The sequence below is a fragment of the Aliikangiella marina genome (assembly GCF_007004765.1).
Classification (GTDB): domain Bacteria; phylum Pseudomonadota; class Gammaproteobacteria; order Enterobacterales; family Kangiellaceae; genus Aliikangiella; species Aliikangiella marina.
The window spans coordinates 542,023-559,677 of record NZ_VIKR01000002.1 but is presented as its reverse complement, the minus strand read 5'-3'; the positions used below and the strand labels follow the sequence as shown (position 1 = coordinate 559,677).

Genomic DNA, 17,655 nt, shown 5'->3' with positions numbered 1-17,655 from the left:
TTATACCATTTTAAAAAGAACGATCACCAGTTAAATCAATAAAATCTCATTAGTTAGACACAAAAAACCCACCCGAGTGGGTGGGTTTGTACTACCTAGTTACTCAACTAACTCTTATTGGAATTCGTAGTTAAATCCAAGCAAGTAGTTAGCGCCATAAGATTGGAACTCAGTAATCTGGCGCGGGTCGCCATCAATCTTGATAGTTTCTTCGTCAGTTAAGTTTTGTCCCTGAAGGGTAATCCTTAAACCTTTAAGCGCCTCAATACCAGACTCGTCGAAGTTGTATCCAATCTGAGCATCCCACAATTCAGCACCGAGATCTTCCTGTGGAACGAGCGATAAACTGATCCCTCGTGTTTCTGTTTGGAAATCTTTGCGTTTGGTACCTGAAACTCGGAATTCCCATCCTGAGTTTTCGTAGTAGGCTGTGAATGAGTAGTTTTCTTTAGACAATCCAGGAATTGGATCGTTTTCACCATTTCCGTCTTGGTCCGCGTCAAAGTCACCTTCAAGGAAAGTTGCACTGACTACAATTCCAAATCCGTCCATCACATCACTGAAAGTTCCGAAAGGAATGCTCGCTTGGAATTCCTGACCAGTAATACTTCCAGTTAAACCATCTTCACGGAATGTAACAACACCCTGGAAAGTGGCTGGAGGTTGGTTAGGTGGATTCGTATTATCTGAAGTTTGATGATACCCCGGAATATAGAATGGTGTGAAATCCGCAATGAATGCACCTGAGCGATGCCAGTTTTTCAAATCTTTGTAGAAAAAGTTGAACGCGAAATAACCATCATCTGCAAAGTAGTTCTCATAACCTAAGTCAAACTGATCGGCTTCAAGAGGTTTGAGCTCGGCGTTACCAGCACTTCCGCTCCAAGGACCGACTTGAGGATCAAGTATGTTGTTGTCGTTGAACTGGAAACCTACTTGGTTGTTGGGTCGCATATCATCCATTCGCGGACGACTTAATACTGTCGCAAAGGCGGTACGAATGAATTGGTCATCTTGAATTTCAAAGCTAAGATTAAGGCTTGGAAGCACGTCACTGTAACTCGCGCCACCAGAAGTTGGTGTAGCTTGAGTAAACAAGTCAGGCCCGGTTACTGTATCAAAACCTTGCGCACTTTGATCTGCATCGACAAACTGAATACCTAAGTTACCGCGAACTGGCACGTCGCCCCAATCAGTATCGATGTTCAACTGAGCAAATAATGTAATTAACTCTTCGCTAATTGAGTAAGTATCACCCAAGCGTCCATTCTCTAGTCCTGAAGCTGCTGTTTCGGTATAGAAGCCACTGTTATAGAGCGATAAACTATCGTATGCGACAATGCTTCCTAAACCAAACACACTCAAATCAGTGGTACCAAGTAAGTATTGGCTTGGAATAGGTCCATCGTTTGGCCATGTTGGCGCAGTTAGGTATGCACCCTCATTAATTTTGGTTTTTTGGCGGTCCGAGTAATTCAAGCCGACTTGATAACTGTTGAAAATGCCCCACTCAATATCGCCTTGAAGCTCTAATCGGAGTGTATCAAGTGACTCGTCAAATTCTGGTGCATTGACGAAGCCATCTTGTGCCGTGTTAGGCGCAAAACCAGGTACACCTTGGAATGCCGGAACAGGCGCTAAACTTCCACCCCATGCTTGAGGACCAGCTAATCTCACAACATTAGGATCAGATAAATCGACGAGCGGAACGGTAGGATGAGCACTAAAGAATACACCTTGAGGTGTCATTTCAAACGAACGAGCTGTCAATGGTCTGTTTGCAATACCCGCACGACCCACACCGGAATAACTCTCAATGTCTGTAATTGATTTTTCAACTTCACCAGTCGAGAAGTCTAACTCAAAAGTCATCTCATCATTGATGTAGTACTCAAGGTTAAAGGCTACAGTCGTTAACTCTGCCAATTGCGAGCGGGCATCATTGCGAATAACTGAGTGAAATCCATCATAGTTACCTGCAGTCACCAACCCATTTTCAACTTCTGTAGCAACATAGTTTCCGGTACCCCATTCTGGTCCACCTTCCTCAATACCTCGGCGAACATCGCTTTCATCAAAATCGATATAAAGTGCATCGACTTGCATTTTCAATTTTTCTGAGGGTGCATATTCAACGACAGTTGCGACAGAAGTTCTGTCTAAAACCGCTGAACGGATAAACGAGTCGTGCCCACCAAATACGTTTGCACCTGGCGCAACACCTGAAGCTGGGTAACCCCAGATACGAGAATTAATCTCTTGGCGTGTTGACTCTTGAGTAGCCACAACAAGCGCTAGACCTAACGTATCATCTGCAAACTTATCAGTGAAGTTAAATGCAAGACGATCACCGCTGTTGTCAAAATCAGGATTAAAAGCATCTTTTTCATTTTGCTCATAGGTATAGTTGAGCGTCATCGTAGGATCTGAACTTAATGGACTGACAGTACGCATATCAACGGTACCACCAATACCTTGGTTCATCACATCGGCTTGTGGAGTTTTGTAAACCACGATGTCTTTGATAAATTCTGTTGGGTAGAGGTCGTATTCAACGCCTCGGTTGTCCCCCATCCCCAAAAGCTCACGGCCGTTTAAAGAAGTCGCAATGTAGTTCTCATTGAGACCACGAATCGATAGACCACTCGTACGACCATTACGACGCTCACCAGAAACACCCGGTAAACGCGCTAATGATTCAGCGATAGAAGTATCCGGTAATTTACCGATATCTTCTGCAGAAAGTGCTTCAACAATATTATTTGCATCAGATTTGATCGCTTGAGCGCGAGCGAGAGAGCCGCGAATACCAGTAATAGTTACGATCTGGCCAACTTCCTCTTCAGACGCAACATCTTGATTTTGCTCCTCAGCTTCTTGAGCATAAACTGGCGCACTCAGCAACAGTCCACTCGACAGTAGAGCCATAGTTAGCTTACTAGGCTTAAATTTCAACATGCAGGTTTCCTCCCCGATTGATTTAACCTTGTTGGTAGTTGTTTTGTAATTCTTTTAAGACGGCCCCTCTATCGCTTTATTGTGACATTCTACTGCGGCGATTCTGAGAACTATCGAAAACTAATTGGAAATAATGCTGAATGGCCTTCTCTGTACTTATTTTTTGAAATGGCAATTATCAATACTTTTCCATCGCTCTCGATAATATCCACCATCAACTAGCGGGCACAATATTTTGCATACGTATTCAATGAATTATGCAAAACAACGCTAAAAAAAGGATGCTACATAACTGAGTATAGATTCAATTAAGAAAAATGAGATAAAAACTTTAAATACAATCACTTAGTGAGATTTTAGACAGTTAGTTTTAATGGCTTCTCGACCATGAAAAGCGACTGAATTTCTTTTGCATATTTTTATGCAAATTATGCATTCGGGCGCACATTAGTTTTAATTTGACGAGTGTTTCATTAAATATAGACTTATTGATCAAGGATCTAGGTGATAAATAAAGTGGATGTGATCGGGTGTATCAAAAAAGCCAAGAGAATCTCCTGGCTTTTGTTTTATTTTTGTATAAGTATTGAACAACTATCCAGAAACATTCACCTCGTAAGAGGTAAATTTACGGATGTTAATGACTCCAGTATCAAACAACAAATATTGACCTTTGATCCCCATTAACGTCCCTTCTACTAGCGGATTTTTGTCGAAGTTATGCGATTTAATTTTTTCCGGAAATTCAAGTACCGGGTAGTTAATCTCAACCTGCTCTGAAGTCAAAGATTCGATATCATCGCCGCCGATCTCTGAAACTAAACTATCCAGTTTTTCTTGAAGCTTCGCCTTAAGTGTTTGCGCCTCGGTCACTAAATCACGGGGTTCAGCGTTTCCTTTAAGTAAGGCTCGCCAATTGGTCTTATCGGCAATGAGGTCTTTAAAAGTGACTTCAACTAAGCCTGATTGCTGGCGCGTATTAACTTTGAAGATAGTCGTCGCTTGGGTTGCGCCTTGATCAATCCAGCGCGTCGGTATTTGACTGTGTCGGGTTATGCCGACTTTTAACCCTGAAGTATTTGATAAATAAACAAAATGTGGCACAAAGCAATTCGCTTCACCCCACTCCGGTTCGCGGCAGGTCCCTTCGTGATAATGACAGGTCTCGGGTTTCATAATGCACATATCACATTGCGCAAGACTTCTCATGCACGGAAAACAGTACCCTTGAGAAAAGCTTTTATTAGTCTTGGCGCCACAGTGTTTGCAGCTGATATTGCCGGTAAATTCTAACGACAGCGTTTTTCCTAAAAACTGATTTAATGGCAACTCTTCATCGCCAACCGGCAATCGATACTCGACTTGTTCACCGAGGTCGGCGCGCATTTTGGAAAGGTGACCAGATAACATACTTATTCCTATTGTATTCTATTATTATTGAGCGTGATTTTTGAGCCTGAAAATTGAACTAAACGATCTTGGCTTTCCCAGTATTTTACTCTGTAAACAACCTGCCGCCTAGCAACCAATTACAAGGATTATTCTATTGTCGAGAAATCATTCAGGAATAATTCAGTTTCCTTCGCCTAATATTACTTCCATACTTTGTAATAGTGCTTCAGGATAAAAATCAATGAGCAAAAAATTAATGATCAAAGGAATAGTGGGACTCGCACTCCTTTTGCCAATTCTGTCAGTTTCAGCCCATCACGCCGGTAATCATTCTTATTTCGGTAATAAAGATGCCGCGTTGTATTACACCTATGAAGCAAATGGCGACGATTATATTTATGGCGTCGGTATTAGCTTGACCTATACCGATCCTGAAACCGATCTTGGATTCGTCGTAACAACCTCCTTGAATGATGCAACCGTCACCGCCTTTGACGGAATCGAAGAAAATTACGCAGCATGGGAAGCCGGCCTAAAGTTTGGAATTTTCTCTAACATCTCATTGTATGGTGAAGTTGGCATTGATTTGTCCGAGCTACTATTTCATGACCTAAGATACCACTACAATGACTGCTTTCGTTGCGGTGGTTACTATGATGAATACCACGATGATATTGATGCCTATGTTGGCTTTGGCGCGGGCGTAAATGTTGGCCCATTTAAAGTCGAAGGGTTTACTCGCTATCGAGAAATCGACAGTCGTTATTGGGAAGCGCGCTCAGAACAGTTTTCGGGCTTTCAGGTTTCAATTAACTTCTAACCCATTTGTCTGTTTGGTTTAAAACCTACTCAATTTTTAGTTTATTTTCTCCCCCTCTTCCTTTTATCTCTGCCTTGTCGGAAGAGGGATTTTTATTGCCCAATTTAAAGCGACTTCGACAATGAAAAATTTACCAATCACCATTACCTTACTGTTTTTTAGCGCGCTAATGTCACTTAAAGCTTCAGCTGACGATTACCAATCTGTGCAAACACGTGTCAGTCAGTCCAATATGTTTTTTACCCATGAATCAAGCGGCAATGACTTTTACTCAGGCATTGGAATTGGCACGACATTTACCTTCAATGAGAGTGATTTTGGTTTGAATCTGTCAACATCACTAAGTAATGCAAAAGTAATGACTGACTTAGGTTTTGAAGAGCGTTTTATGGCTTGGGAAGGTCATGTAAAAGTCGGTTACTTTTCCAACTTTTCGCTTTACGGCGAGTTTGGTTTTGACATCGGAGAACTACTCAATCCTGATTTTCGTCAGATTGATGATATTCTCTTTGATGCCATCGGACTCAATGATGAGCCAGAAAACTTGGGTAAAAGTATTGATAGTTATGTAGGGATAGGCGCGGGGTTGAATATGGGTCGCCTAAATATTTCGGCGTTTAGCCGTATTCGTGATATCGATAGTGAGTATTGGCAAGCGCGCAATGACACTTTTACCGGACTACAGTTCACCTATAGATTCTAACAAAGCTCTCCCATCAACAATTTTTGGAGCCGCTATTGTATGGGCAATAGCGATAGCTTTGGTCATCAATCGCAGACCTTAAAATTAATTCTATTTACATTTCTGTGCGAGATTTAGTTGAATCCCCCATCGTTTAATTGGTATTTTAGGCAGCTGATCACTACTTAAGCTAAAAATACCGGTTAAGCGACAAATCACCTATGCCAGTCGACCTGCTCAAAAAAACGTTACTGCTGTTACTCGTCTCTGTAACGTTATCTGCTTGCTCTGAAGGCAGCGGTTCAAGTCAGCCTGTTGACGCTCCTCCCTACGAATATGCGATGCCAGCTGAAAAAGCTGATGGCTGGATGGTTGGCCATATTGTTGATAACGGATTTGAAGAAGCAGCGATTAAACAACTCATCAATAATATTCAAAATGGTACTTACCAAGGTATTGACTCTTTATCGATCGTCCGTAACGGCAACTTGTTACTTCATGAAGATTTCAGAACCGAGCTGAATATTTATGATAATTGGGTAGGTAATAATGATTTAAACCGTCATGTCCTGCATTCAACCAGCAAGAGTTTTGTGTCTGCGCTTGTCGGAATAGCAAAAGACCAAGGCTACATTCAAGATCTGAATCGTCCCTTTTATAGCTACTTTGATTACGCCGTTTATGATAACTGGGATGATCGGAAAAACTTAATGACGTTGGAAAACGTCTTGACTATGCAACTGGGTTTGGAATGGGACGAGTGGACTCAGCCCTTTGGCGATAGAAATAATAGCCTTACCGCTCTCACCGAAAATAACAATGATTTCGTTAAAGCACTATTGGACTTACCGCTCGTTGTCGATCCGGGTACCGATTATGCCTACAACACCGTAGCCTCGATCGCTTTGGGAGCTGTTGTTGAAATAGCAACCGGCCAGCCCATGGAAGATTTTGCTGAGCAATATTTGTTTCAGCCATTGCAAATTGAACGCGCTGAATGGTTGATGACACCAACAGGAATCCCAAATACTGGCAGTGGTCTTTTTATGCAAACCCGCGATCTTGCAAAATTTGGGGTGATGTACATGAATGATGGTGTTTGGAACGGGCTGCAAATCGTCAGTTCGGAATGGGTCGCAGAATCACTCGCAATGTCGGTGCCGTTAAACTGGGATTATACAACGGGTTATGGATATCAGTGGTGGCTTGGCGAGTTCGTCATCAATAACCAATCGATTCCGTTTTACTCAACTCGTGGCTATGGAGGTCAGTTTATTGTATTAGTGCCGGACTATGATTTAGTAGTCGCTTTCACCGCACAGAACTATGAAAATGGTTTGTATGACTCGCCCTTTAAAATCGTCGAGCGAGCCATAATTCCTGCAATTGTATTTTAGTTCACCCAGAATGATAGGGTGATTAAAACCATTTTTGGTTTTTCTTATATAGTGATAAACGTTCTTCGATAATACTCAAATCAACGTTCATATCATCGGCTTCATCGAGCGCTTCTTGCTGCAAATCAACCGCTTTTTTGTAGTCTCCTAACGCAGCAAAAGCAGCCGCTTTAATTTCATATTGCGTCGCTTCATCCCAAAACTCTCTATGGTCTAAATCTTCAGCTAATTTAATCGCAAGTTTTGGATTCGCAACGTCTTGATATGGCGACGTTGCTAGCAACCAAGCATAATCAAGTTTCGCATAACTACTTAGCTCTTTCTCGGCGCTAAAAAGTTGTACCGCTTTTTGATGAGATTCTTGCGATTGAACTTCGGACGCCAATGTGCCCAAAAATTCGTTTGCGTCTTTTAAGCCACTGGCTGCTGACCGGCTCAACCATTCGATGCCTTTTGCTTTATCTTCAAGGCATCCTTGACCCTTAATCAAGCTCAAACCTAGTTGATATTGTGCTAATGGAAAGTCTTGGACCGCGGCCTTTAAAAACCAATCATTGGGATTAACATCTTCTTCTAGATCAGAAAATTTCTTATGCATAAAGCCAAATTTAAATTGTGATACAGCGTCACCTTGTAACGCTTGTGACTTGACTATATTGTAGGCGTCTTCTTTGATAAGTAGTTTTGCGGCTTTACCATTAACACCTATCTTGTACTCCATCGTGTAAGTTAAGCCTTTATCGACATTTGACACACCTTGAGAGTCTGTTGCAGGCTCAAAGCGCCACTTTTTTATCGCTCGTTGTGACGCGTCGACAAACATATCATCGGGAAAAGACTCTAAAAGAACTAAATTTCTCGGTGCGCCAATTTTATCGACATCAAACTGGAAGCGAACCCACCCAGAAATACCTTTCATTGCCGCTTTTCTTGGATACTTTGGATCGACTATTTTTGTTGGTTTGGCCGCAAAAGCATTGTCATTCTCTGGCTTGACAATGACCGGGTACAGATTGGCTAAAAGCGCTTCAGAGGAGTACTTTGCTTCCAGAACGCGATAAGCCTTCTCAGCTTTTTCCTTATCCTTTACCTTACTGCTAACCAGCTCAAATACTGATTTCTGCTGCTCTGTTGCATTGTCGCTTTTTATCGCTAGCTTCATCCATGCATAGGCAAGATTTACGTCCTTATCAACAGACTCACCGTTGAAATACATTGCACCAAGGTTAAACTGCGATCGCGAATCGCCCAACTCCCCCATCGATTTAAACCGACTATAAGCATCTGAAAGATTACCACTCTCATACGCATCGAGCGCGGCATTGAAGTCTGCAAGTACTGCTGGACTAAAAATAATTAATAGTAAAATTGAATAAATTTTATGCATATTTACGGTATTCCTTTGTTGGTTTTATCATTTCCCTGCTTCTCTAAACGAACCCTAATCAAAAATATTCCTTGAATCAACAAATAGCCTATTGGAAATTTCACCAATCTAATTGCAGCTTCAATCAATATTTATAAAAATTTCACTTTTTAAAGATCTAACTTTCATAAACCGTTGAATTCCTTAATTTGTTCACCAATAATCGTCCTCTGAGCCGAGCCCTGAAGTAAATGAAATTTGATGAAAATGCACTATCAAACTGACGATGTCAGAATTAACAAAATAAAAGAGCTACTTCCGCCGGTAGCACTGCTGGAAAAATATCCTGCCGCTGAGCACGCGAGTAATACGGTGTTTCATGGTCGACAAGCGATTCACAACATTTTGTCTGGAGCCGATAAGCGCTTAATGGTCGTTATCGGTCCTTGTTCGATTCATGACCCTTCGGCAGCCATTGAATATGCTAAAAAACTTTTACCCCTCAGAGAAAAATACAAAGACACTCTCGAAATTGTTATGCGAGTATATTTTGAAAAACCGCGTACCACAGTGGGGTGGAAAGGTTTAATAAACGATCCTTATCTCGATAACAGTTTTAAAATCAACGATGGCCTCCGCTTAGCGAGAAAACTTTTGGTTGATATTAATGAGCTTGGATTACCAACAGCTGGTGAGTACCTGGATATGATTACGCCTCAATACCTTGCTGACTTAATGAGTTGGGGGGCAATCGGTGCGCGCACAACCGAATCTCAAGTTCACCGAGAATTAGCCTCTGGTTTGTCGTGTCCGGTGGGATTTAAGAATGGTACGGATGGCAATATAAAAATTGCGATAGATGCTATTGGTGCGGCAAGCTCTCCCCATCATTTTTTGTCAGTGACCAAATATGGTCACTCAGCCATCGTTGAAACCGCAGGCAATAAAGATTGTCATATCATTCTTCGTGGTGGGAAAAAGCCTAACTATGATGAGACGAGTGTCAACGAAATTTCAACTCAGCTCGAAGCTGCTGGTTTACCAGCAAAAATCATGGTGGATTTTAGTCATGCCAACAGCAGTAAACAGTTTAAACGCCAACTTGACGTTTGCGAAAATGTCGGAAATCAATTAATCAAAGGTAACCAATCAGTATTCGGCGTAATGGTTGAAAGCTTTTTAGAAGAAGGCAACCAAAAACTAGTGAATGGAAATGCTGAAGTTTTCGGTAAAAGTATTACTGACGGTTGTCTCGGCTGGGAAGATAGCGAGCTGTTACTTTCACGGTTATCAGATTCAGTTAAAGAGTCTGGACGAATCGGTTGAGTCAATTTTAATTGACTGGTCTTTGACTAAAATTAGGTACATAATGCCAAAATCAGTCGAGCATATTTTCTGTTTCTATCAAGATTGTCTTGTTATATTTTAATTTGATAGATACTTACGGGTTTGTCTCTGTAATTTTCGGGAATACCGACCTCTCCCCACGAGTGGCATTCTAAGACTAACTCGTTATCCCCTAAAAAAACCAAGAACCCTGCCTCCACACCTTCCCATTCTCCCTTAAGCTTAGGTAGGTCACAAATAATTCGACTCTTCGGTAATTTCTCATGCTTAAAATAAAGAAAATATCCACTTCCAGAATACTCGAAAAAACTCGCTTCGGAATCTAATAATTGAGAAAGGATGTCGTCGGAAACATAACTGCTACAAAGAATTCGTATTGCAAGTCTCTCAAAGTTGGCTGCGTAAATCATGGAGAACCATTAAGTTAAAATGAGGCGCGTTTTTTTAACCTCGATACCAATGTGTAATTATATAATTTAATCACTGGGTTGTGCTTCAGGTATTAGAAAGTAATTGTGCTTATTTTTTACCAAGAATACTAAGATTAATATTGCTAAAATCGTACCTATAGGGAATACGAACAGAGCAAAAATAGAAGAAACAAATGCTGCTTTATACACCCAAGGTTTCCTGTATTTAAATAACAGAATGGAAATCGTTAACAATGCTGCACCTGGAATTGCTAAAGCTACCCCAAGCACAGTACTGACCAATGCTTGTGAAGTGCTATCAGCCATAACTTTTGAGTCACCACTTCCTGTTAATGTAATAGATTGAAATGTTTCAATCATTGAAAATACGGTAGATATTATTCCGATAGGAAGCCCGAGCAACAATATAGTCCCAAGTATCGCCAGGCATTTTCCAGCTATTGATACTTTAATCTCGTTGCTTGAGACTATCGCGGCTTCTGGTGATTCATATAAATTGTTACTCATTTTTAACTTATCTATACTTTTAATTTGCAATACTGATTAATATCAGTGACTTTACAAAAAGCTCACTGTTGTGCAGTCTCGTATGTATAAATAACGACTCCTTCTCTTATCAGTATATAACCTATAGAACCGCTCAAAGGTGGTGCTGCATATGAGCGCACCTCGTCTCCGGCTTGATATAGTGACTTTAATTTAAGCCATCCTTTTGCATTCGACAAGCGCATCGATTCTATTCCTCGCAAAAGATAATTCTTGTTGCTTTTCGAAGAGTTACAAGGAGTAGATTTAATTCGCTTTTCTTGTGATGATTTCATCTCAAGCTCCTCGCAGTCATGAGTAAAATTTTCAATTTTTTCGATTTGCTTTTGTGCCCAAGCCTCATCTTGTTTTTCAATTTCTTCTATAGACAAAGGAGCACTCCACCACTGTTTAGGTGGGGCCCCTTCATCACTGCCATAAACAACACCGGAGAAAGTAATGGCGAATATTGTGTTTAGTACACTTTTCATTTGAGCTTCTAAATTAGTCCTCCCGCTAAGCGTTTACTACTTAGCGATGCCTGTCATGTTAGTTTACTGGTCTGTGTTTTCTTTGAAGCTTCGCAATGCCGGCCAATTTAATTCATTACCCAAAGCTCAACAAAAAGCAAACTAATTGTATCTTACAGAATGAAACATCGTATCTAGTGCTTTCTCTGTAACCTTGCTCTTGTGTTCTCGATGGTATCTTACCAGGATTTGTTTATTTGGTAAGGCGGCATTACAAACTAAACCTAACGAAACATTTGAACCTTTGGGACGAGTTCGATAACAAAAGTATTTAGCATAATTTGTGGCAATCTCAACTGGGCCTGTAAGTTGAGGTGGGCCTAAGTTCAAGGCTAACAGTGGCTTCATTGCTTCTTTGGTAAATTTTAGGGCGATATCGTTTAGCTCTTTTTGAGGTTTATTCGTCCATTCATTGACGAGTCTTCTAAGAACTTGAAAGCTAGCGGTGACATTGCCGTTATGGTCTCTGTTTTGGTAGTAGCAAAAGTCGACATTCTTCTCTTCGCTATGAAAACCGCGGTTGATCTGGAAAGAACTAACAACCTCGAGGGAGATACTTCCACAATCAATAGACTTAAACTCCGAAGCGGTAACCGACCCACATAAATCTAATATCCCAATAATTACCAAACTGAAGAATAGTTTGTTCATCTTTTATCTTTTTCCATTCAAACAACTATGACACTTTCCCAATCATACTAAACCGACATCACCACTAACCAATTTCACACCGGGAAAACCATCGTGAGAGATCCACCCGTGCGTTTGTCAGTCACTGACTTAATGATGCCTGTCATGTAAACCGCTAAACCAACATCATGACTAGCCAATCTATCACATCGAGAACAAACATTGTGAGAGATCCACCCTTGCGTTTGTCAGTCACTGACTTAATGATGCCTGTCATGTAAACCGCTAAACCAACATCATGACTAGCCAATCTATCACATCGAGAACAAACATTGTGAGAGATCCACCCTTGCGTTTGTCAGTCACTGACTTAATGATGCCTGTCATGTAAATCGCTAAACCAACATCATGACTAGCCAATCTATCACATCGAGAACAAACATTGTGAGAGATCCACCCTTGCATTTGTCAGTCATTAACTTAATGATGCCTGTCATGTAAATCGAGCTTAACTAGTATTAATCACGTAACTTTCTGATAGTTTGGTTTTCTAAAACTCAGACCTTTGTGAAACATTTGTTCATATTTTACTGAGCGAAAGCGGCATTATTTACGCTAAATTCGCTAAAAAACTTTGATAGCATTTGGCGTCGAGTAGTAAAAGCCGCATCAGATTTGCTGGTAGACCCGCTCTCCATAAATCAATTCGGTTACTTAGCGTGCTTCGTTATCAATATTCATAACAAGTAATAATAATTTTTTATTAGTCATTCACAAAAGGGTAAAATTCATGCAGGTAATAAGCAAAACTCTTATCGCTTTGGCGGTGGGCTCTGCAGTTTATGGTGCTTTCCATTTTAGCGATCAAACTTCCCAAGATAAATTTAAAACAAGCCAAGCGCTAGAAACGTCATTTAATGCGCTGCTAGCGACAAAAAGCAAAAAGCCTTACGACAAACCACAAGAAGCGATAGATTTTGCTGTGCTAAAGAGAATGCCTGGCGGTAAGGGAGAAGTTCCTTATGCCAATTATTCCAAAGCTCTAAAGCAAATGGAGTCGATGCCTCAGTATTCCTCTTCGACCAAGCAAGTGTTACCAACCAGAGCGCAACTAAAAGCAGATCCTGGATTAAAAGCTTTATTCAGTAAGACAATGGCTGACGGTGAAAATGTTGAGCTTGGCCACTGGGATAACTTAGGGCCTGGCAACATTGGTGGTCGCACACGCACAATCGTCGTCCATCCTGAAAACCCTGAAATTATTTTTACTGCCGGTGTTGATGGTGGCGTTTGGCGCTCAACCAATGGCGGCGAGAACTGGGCGCCACTCGATGATATGTTGCCAAATTTGGCAGTCGTCACTTTGGTAATGGACCCGGACAACTCAGACATATTGTATGCGGGAACAGGCGAAGGCTTCTTTAATGGCGATGCGGTTCGCGGTAATGGTATTTTCAGAACGACAGACGGTGGTGACACCTGGGAGCACCTAGAAAGCACCGCTGACAATGCTAACTTTCACTTTGTTAACAAATTAGCTATTAGTTCAAATGACTCAAATCGTCTTTACGCCGCAACCAGAGAAGGTATATTTCGTTCGACCGATGCGGGTGCTACCTGGTCTTTAGTACATGATGGAAGTGATGTTGCCGTTGGCTGTGTTGATTTACAAATTCGAACTGATTTAGAAACTGATAATCTAGTTGGTGCGTGTGGTTCATTCCTTCCTGGACGTATTGTTCGTTCAACAGACGGCGGTGACACTTTCTCAACGGTTTTAGCGGAAGCAGAAATGGGGCGTTCAACAATTGCAATTGCGCCTTCTAATCAAGATGTAATTTATGCATTGAATGCAACGAACCAATTTTCCGCTAACAACATGGGCAGCCTTGGATTAAATAAGGTTTATCGCTCAAACGATGGCGGCGCCACTTGGCAAGCACAATACAGTGTTGATGATGAGACAACCCTCTCAGGCCCATTTGCTGTGCCGAATGATGCCAACAATGCAGGATTTACTATTCTGAGTAATCCATTACTGAGTATTTTGCCGGCTTGCGGTATTGGCTTCCAACAGTTCTTTAACCAAGGTTGGTATGACAATATCATTACTGTCGACCCCACTAATCCTGATGTTGTGTGGGCTGGTGGTATCGATATTCTTCGTTCAGATGACGGAGGTCAATCATGGGGCTTAACAAGTTCTTGGTTCTTAGATACCGACAACGATCAATATGCGCATGCTGACATTCACATTTTTGCGTTCCCGCCAAATTATGATGGTACGACTGTAGAACACATGTATGTTGGTAACGATGGTGGTATTCAGCGCGTAAACAATGCGGCAACTGGACGTACTTTATCAGTACTCGAGTACTGTGGCATTGCGCTCGAAGTTGGTTTTGGCGTGACACCTGAAGACTTTGGTGTTCCGACGTTTGTTCCTGATGACACGATTGTCGACTGGGATAATTTAAATAACGACTATCGGGTGACTCAATTTTATAATGGTACGCCATTCCCTGACGGTGAATCTTACTTTGGTGGTACGCAGGACAACGGAACCCTATTAGGAGCCGATACCGCGGGCGCAAATTCTTGGATAGAAATTTTTGGTGGTGATGGTGGTTATGTTGCTGTCGATCCGACAAATACCGACGTGCTATTTCTTGAAACAACCGGGTTAAGTATTCGTAAGTCAATCGATGGTGGTGTTTCATTCGCCGCAGCATCAAATGGCATTACTGGTGGTGGTTTCCCATTTATCACAACCTTTGAAATGGACTCCAACAATCCTCAGCGGTTATGGATCTTGGGCAGCGAGATATGGAGAACCGACGATCAAGCTGAAAATTGGGTTCAGGCCAGCACAACTTTGAGTGCGAGTGGTAGCGCTGTTGCAAACGCGCCTACTAACTCAGAGCGAGTCATTGTTGGTACTCAAGATGGCTTTATTTTCCGAAATGCAGATGCCGGTAATGCAGACGCGACAACGGTTTGGGAATCTTCTGCAAACTTGGGTGGGTTTATCTCTTCAGTCGCATTTGATCCGCAAGATGAAAATATCGCTTATGCTACAGTTTCAACTTTTGGCACGAGTCACGTTTTCCGTTCAACTGACGGTGGCGCGACTTGGACGGCGATCGATAACATGGGCGAAGCCAATGGCATTCCAGACATTCCCGCTCATGATATTAAGGTTGACCCTGCCGACTCTCGCCGACTATTTGTTGGTACTGATTTAGGGGTATTCGTCAGTATCGATTCTGGTGCAAACTGGATGGTTGAAAATGGTGGTTTTGCAAATACTCAAGTCCAGACTTTGAAGTTCGCAGACCGTACTTTATTTGCCTTTACCCATGGCCGTAGCGCGTATCGAGTTGAGCTTAACGACTTATTAAGAACCGCTAATTCGGTTGAAGTGACTGCAGAAGATACCGCTTTGAGTCTCACTGAAGCAGGCTTTGTTGATAACTTAGATGGTCCAAACATATTTACTCCGACACAGATCGAAATTATTGATTTCGCTAATGGCGTATTAACACTAAACAGTGACTCGGTATCTGCCGGCCAACTCATTGCATTGGCCGACCTAGGCAGTTTAGTCTTTACACCAAATGCTGACTTCAATGGCGACGCCAGTATCCAATGGCAAGCAAGAGACGATAACGACGTCATTTCCCGCGAACCCGCGACTATGACAATTAATGTAACGCCAGTTAATGATGCGCCTGTCGCTTCGGAAATTAGTGATTTCAACGGCCGTGTGGAGCGTCAGTTCGAACAAAACGTTAGCGCAAGCTTCAGCGACGTTGATGGTGATACCTTAGTCTTCAGTTCCAGCGGTCTACCTTTGGGTTTAACGATTAATCCTGATGGTACTATCGAAGGTACGCCGGTCGCTCCGTCTGTGACTCAAGTGACGATTACCGCATCTGACGGTGAACTTTCTGCGTCTTCAACTTTTACATTAAGTGTTAAGAGTGGCGGTTCGGGAGCCTTTGGTGGCTTGTTCTTGGTCATGCTGTTGAGCTTGTTCGGAATTCGACGTACGATTAAAAAGTAATTCAATCCTCTGGTGTACCTTGATTGGTGCACCAGAATTGATATCGGATAAGTTTTCTCAATAAACTGCTTCGATTAAGATAAAACTGATAGGCAGACTAAAAAAGTATGGCTTCGATTTTTAAGAACTTTAAAACATTTGGTTTAATCGCTGTTACAAGTCTGCTCATTAGTTGCCATTCTTCGGACAGTGTATCGAGCGTTGCTACCTCCGAGGGGACACCAACTAACACTGAAAAAGAAACAAACGTGCAGACTGATAACCCTGACAACCTTCAAAAACACCAAGTACGGGGGAATACCACTCTCGCATCAACTTGTGCTATCAATATTACCGCCGATTCGAAGGGACTTGATCCGAGAATTAAGAATCCCTGCGCCGATAAACCTGTCTCTGTCGACATCTATATTGAGACCAGTGATGGCAAACCTATTAGACAATTAAAATCGAATGATAAAGGCGAATTTTCCGTTGAATTAGTCACAGGTGAATATACTTTTAAAGTAAAAGAAAACCCGTTTATGAATGGGACTGAATCAACAACGCAAATTGACGGACCAGCAAAAATCGACTTAAAGCTAAAAACAAAAGCTTTTCCAATAAAATAAACAAAGCCAATTCAACATCTTTTGAATTTCAACTGAAAACAATATTGGTAATTTATTACATCAACGCCATCGTACGCACAATACCTCTCAAAATAGTATCAAAAGTTCTACCAATATCACCTTCGAGGTGTTCAACAGGTTGGCGCACTACCCCGAAACAGTTCTTAGTTCTTAGTTCTTAGTTCTTAGTTCTTAAATTCTAAAGCTTCGAATGCGCAATTTTAACCAACGAGCGTGTTGGGTAATTAGTAAATATTCCATCAACATTCAGTGCGATCAAATCGTCTATATCTTCCTCCTTATCTACCGTGTACACATAAACCTTTAACCCTCTTGCATGCGCATCATCAACAAAATATTTATCGACAATATCAACATCAATGTGAACGCTGTAGGCCCCTAACCTTTCAGCAAACTCTGCATAGTCTAACGGGCGACTTCCCGTTAAAGCACCAATCCGCCATTCTCCAGCATGTTGTTTTAAGTTTTTTAATAAATGATGATTAAATGACGAGATGACAAACTGCGTGCTATCAAAATTAAGCTCCGCACAAGCTTGAGTTAACGTTGATACCAATAACGCTAGTGTATCGTCAGCTTTTAGTTCGATATTAACCGCACAGCGACCATTGATGAGTTTAAGTACTTCCCACAAAGTTGGAACTTTTTGACCTTTGCCTGCATCAAAGCGCCTTAATTCAGCAAATGTCAGATCTTTTAACCTTCCCTTGCCATCTGTCGTTTTATCAATCCATCGATCGTGGATGACGACTAATTGATCTTCAACACGATGCAAATCAATTTCTACGGCATCAACTTCCATTACGATAGCAGCTTCTATCGCTAGTAATGTGTTCTCGGGCTCGTAGCCACTTGCCCCTCGGTGAGCGATTACTTTCATTG

The 17,655-nt window shown here is 41.7% G+C and carries 15 protein-coding genes; 6 read left to right on the top strand and 9 right to left on the bottom strand.

Annotated features, from left to right (window positions below; translation table 11 throughout):
- Positions 1 to 114: 114 nt before the first annotated feature.
- Positions 115 to 2,958, bottom strand: coding sequence for a TonB-dependent receptor (locus FLL45_RS08825; RefSeq protein ID WP_142941652.1), 2,844 nt, complete (start codon positions 2,956 to 2,958; stop codon positions 115 to 117).
- 594 nt (positions 2,959 to 3,552) lie between these two features.
- Positions 3,553 to 4,368, bottom strand: a complete 816-nt coding sequence (locus tag FLL45_RS08820; protein WP_142941651.1) for a DUF2797 domain-containing protein — start codon at positions 4,366 to 4,368, stop codon at positions 3,553 to 3,555.
- A gap of 223 nt (positions 4,369 to 4,591) precedes the next feature.
- Between FLL45_RS08820 and FLL45_RS08815 the strand changes: the two genes are divergently transcribed.
- From FLL45_RS08815 to FLL45_RS08805, 3 genes are all read left to right on the top strand, one after another.
- Positions 4,592 to 5,170: a hypothetical protein gene (locus FLL45_RS08815; RefSeq protein WP_142941650.1), complete on the top strand. Its 579-nt coding sequence runs from the start codon at positions 4,592 to 4,594 to the stop codon at positions 5,168 to 5,170.
- A gap of 121 nt (positions 5,171 to 5,291) precedes the next feature.
- Complete coding sequence (locus tag FLL45_RS08810) at positions 5,292 to 5,873, top strand: hypothetical protein (RefSeq protein ID WP_142941649.1); 582 nt, start codon at positions 5,292 to 5,294, stop codon at positions 5,871 to 5,873.
- 200 nt (positions 5,874 to 6,073) lie between these two features.
- The gene (locus FLL45_RS08805) at positions 6,074 to 7,249 is read left to right on the top strand and encodes a serine hydrolase domain-containing protein (RefSeq protein ID WP_142941648.1); all 1,176 of its coding nucleotides are present in this window, start codon (positions 6,074 to 6,076) and stop codon (positions 7,247 to 7,249) included.
- A gap of 22 nt (positions 7,250 to 7,271) precedes the next feature.
- Here the strand turns inward: FLL45_RS08805 and FLL45_RS08800 are convergent, their stop codons facing one another.
- Positions 7,272 to 8,636, bottom strand: coding sequence for a TonB family protein (locus tag FLL45_RS08800; RefSeq protein ID WP_142941647.1), 1,365 nt, complete (start codon positions 8,634 to 8,636; stop codon positions 7,272 to 7,274).
- 240 nt (positions 8,637 to 8,876) lie between these two features.
- On the opposite strand from FLL45_RS08800, the gene aroG reads away from it, so the two are divergent.
- Complete coding sequence (gene aroG, locus FLL45_RS08795) at positions 8,877 to 9,941, top strand: 3-deoxy-7-phosphoheptulonate synthase AroG (protein ID WP_342778738.1); 1,065 nt, start codon at positions 8,877 to 8,879, stop codon at positions 9,939 to 9,941.
- A 92-nt stretch (positions 9,942 to 10,033) separates the two neighbouring features.
- Here the strand turns inward: aroG and FLL45_RS08790 are convergent, their stop codons facing one another.
- The 5 genes from FLL45_RS08790 to FLL45_RS08770 form a co-directional block, all read right to left on the bottom strand.
- Entirely contained in the window at positions 10,034 to 10,372 is a 339-nt protein-coding gene (locus FLL45_RS08790; RefSeq protein WP_142941646.1) for a hypothetical protein, read from the bottom strand.
- Between the two features lie 66 nt (positions 10,373 to 10,438).
- Positions 10,439 to 10,900: a MotA/TolQ/ExbB proton channel family protein gene (locus tag FLL45_RS08785; RefSeq protein ID WP_142941645.1), complete on the bottom strand. Its 462-nt coding sequence runs from the start codon at positions 10,898 to 10,900 to the stop codon at positions 10,439 to 10,441.
- A 62-nt stretch (positions 10,901 to 10,962) separates the two neighbouring features.
- Entirely contained in the window at positions 10,963 to 11,409 is a 447-nt protein-coding gene (locus FLL45_RS08780) for a DUF2090 domain-containing protein (protein ID WP_142941644.1), read from the bottom strand.
- A gap of 141 nt (positions 11,410 to 11,550) precedes the next feature.
- Complete coding sequence (locus FLL45_RS08775; RefSeq protein WP_142941643.1) at positions 11,551 to 12,099, bottom strand: hypothetical protein; 549 nt, start codon at positions 12,097 to 12,099, stop codon at positions 11,551 to 11,553.
- Between the two features lie 264 nt (positions 12,100 to 12,363).
- Positions 12,364 to 12,543, bottom strand: a complete 180-nt coding sequence (locus FLL45_RS08770) for a hypothetical protein (RefSeq protein WP_142941642.1) — start codon at positions 12,541 to 12,543, stop codon at positions 12,364 to 12,366.
- A gap of 325 nt (positions 12,544 to 12,868) precedes the next feature.
- Between FLL45_RS08770 and FLL45_RS08765 the strand changes: the two genes are divergently transcribed.
- Positions 12,869 to 16,144, top strand: a complete 3,276-nt coding sequence (locus tag FLL45_RS08765) for a VPS10 domain-containing protein (RefSeq protein ID WP_142941641.1) — start codon at positions 12,869 to 12,871, stop codon at positions 16,142 to 16,144.
- A gap of 107 nt (positions 16,145 to 16,251) precedes the next feature.
- Positions 16,252 to 16,752, top strand: a complete 501-nt coding sequence (locus FLL45_RS08760) for a hypothetical protein (RefSeq protein ID WP_142941640.1) — start codon at positions 16,252 to 16,254, stop codon at positions 16,750 to 16,752.
- 199 nt (positions 16,753 to 16,951) lie between these two features.
- On the opposite strand, the gene FLL45_RS08755 is transcribed toward FLL45_RS08760, so the two are convergent.
- A complete protein-coding gene (locus FLL45_RS08755) occupies positions 16,952 to 17,653 on the bottom strand; it encodes a glycerophosphodiester phosphodiesterase (RefSeq protein WP_142941639.1) in 702 nt (233 codons plus the stop codon).
- Between the last annotated feature and the right edge of the window lie 2 nt (positions 17,654 to 17,655).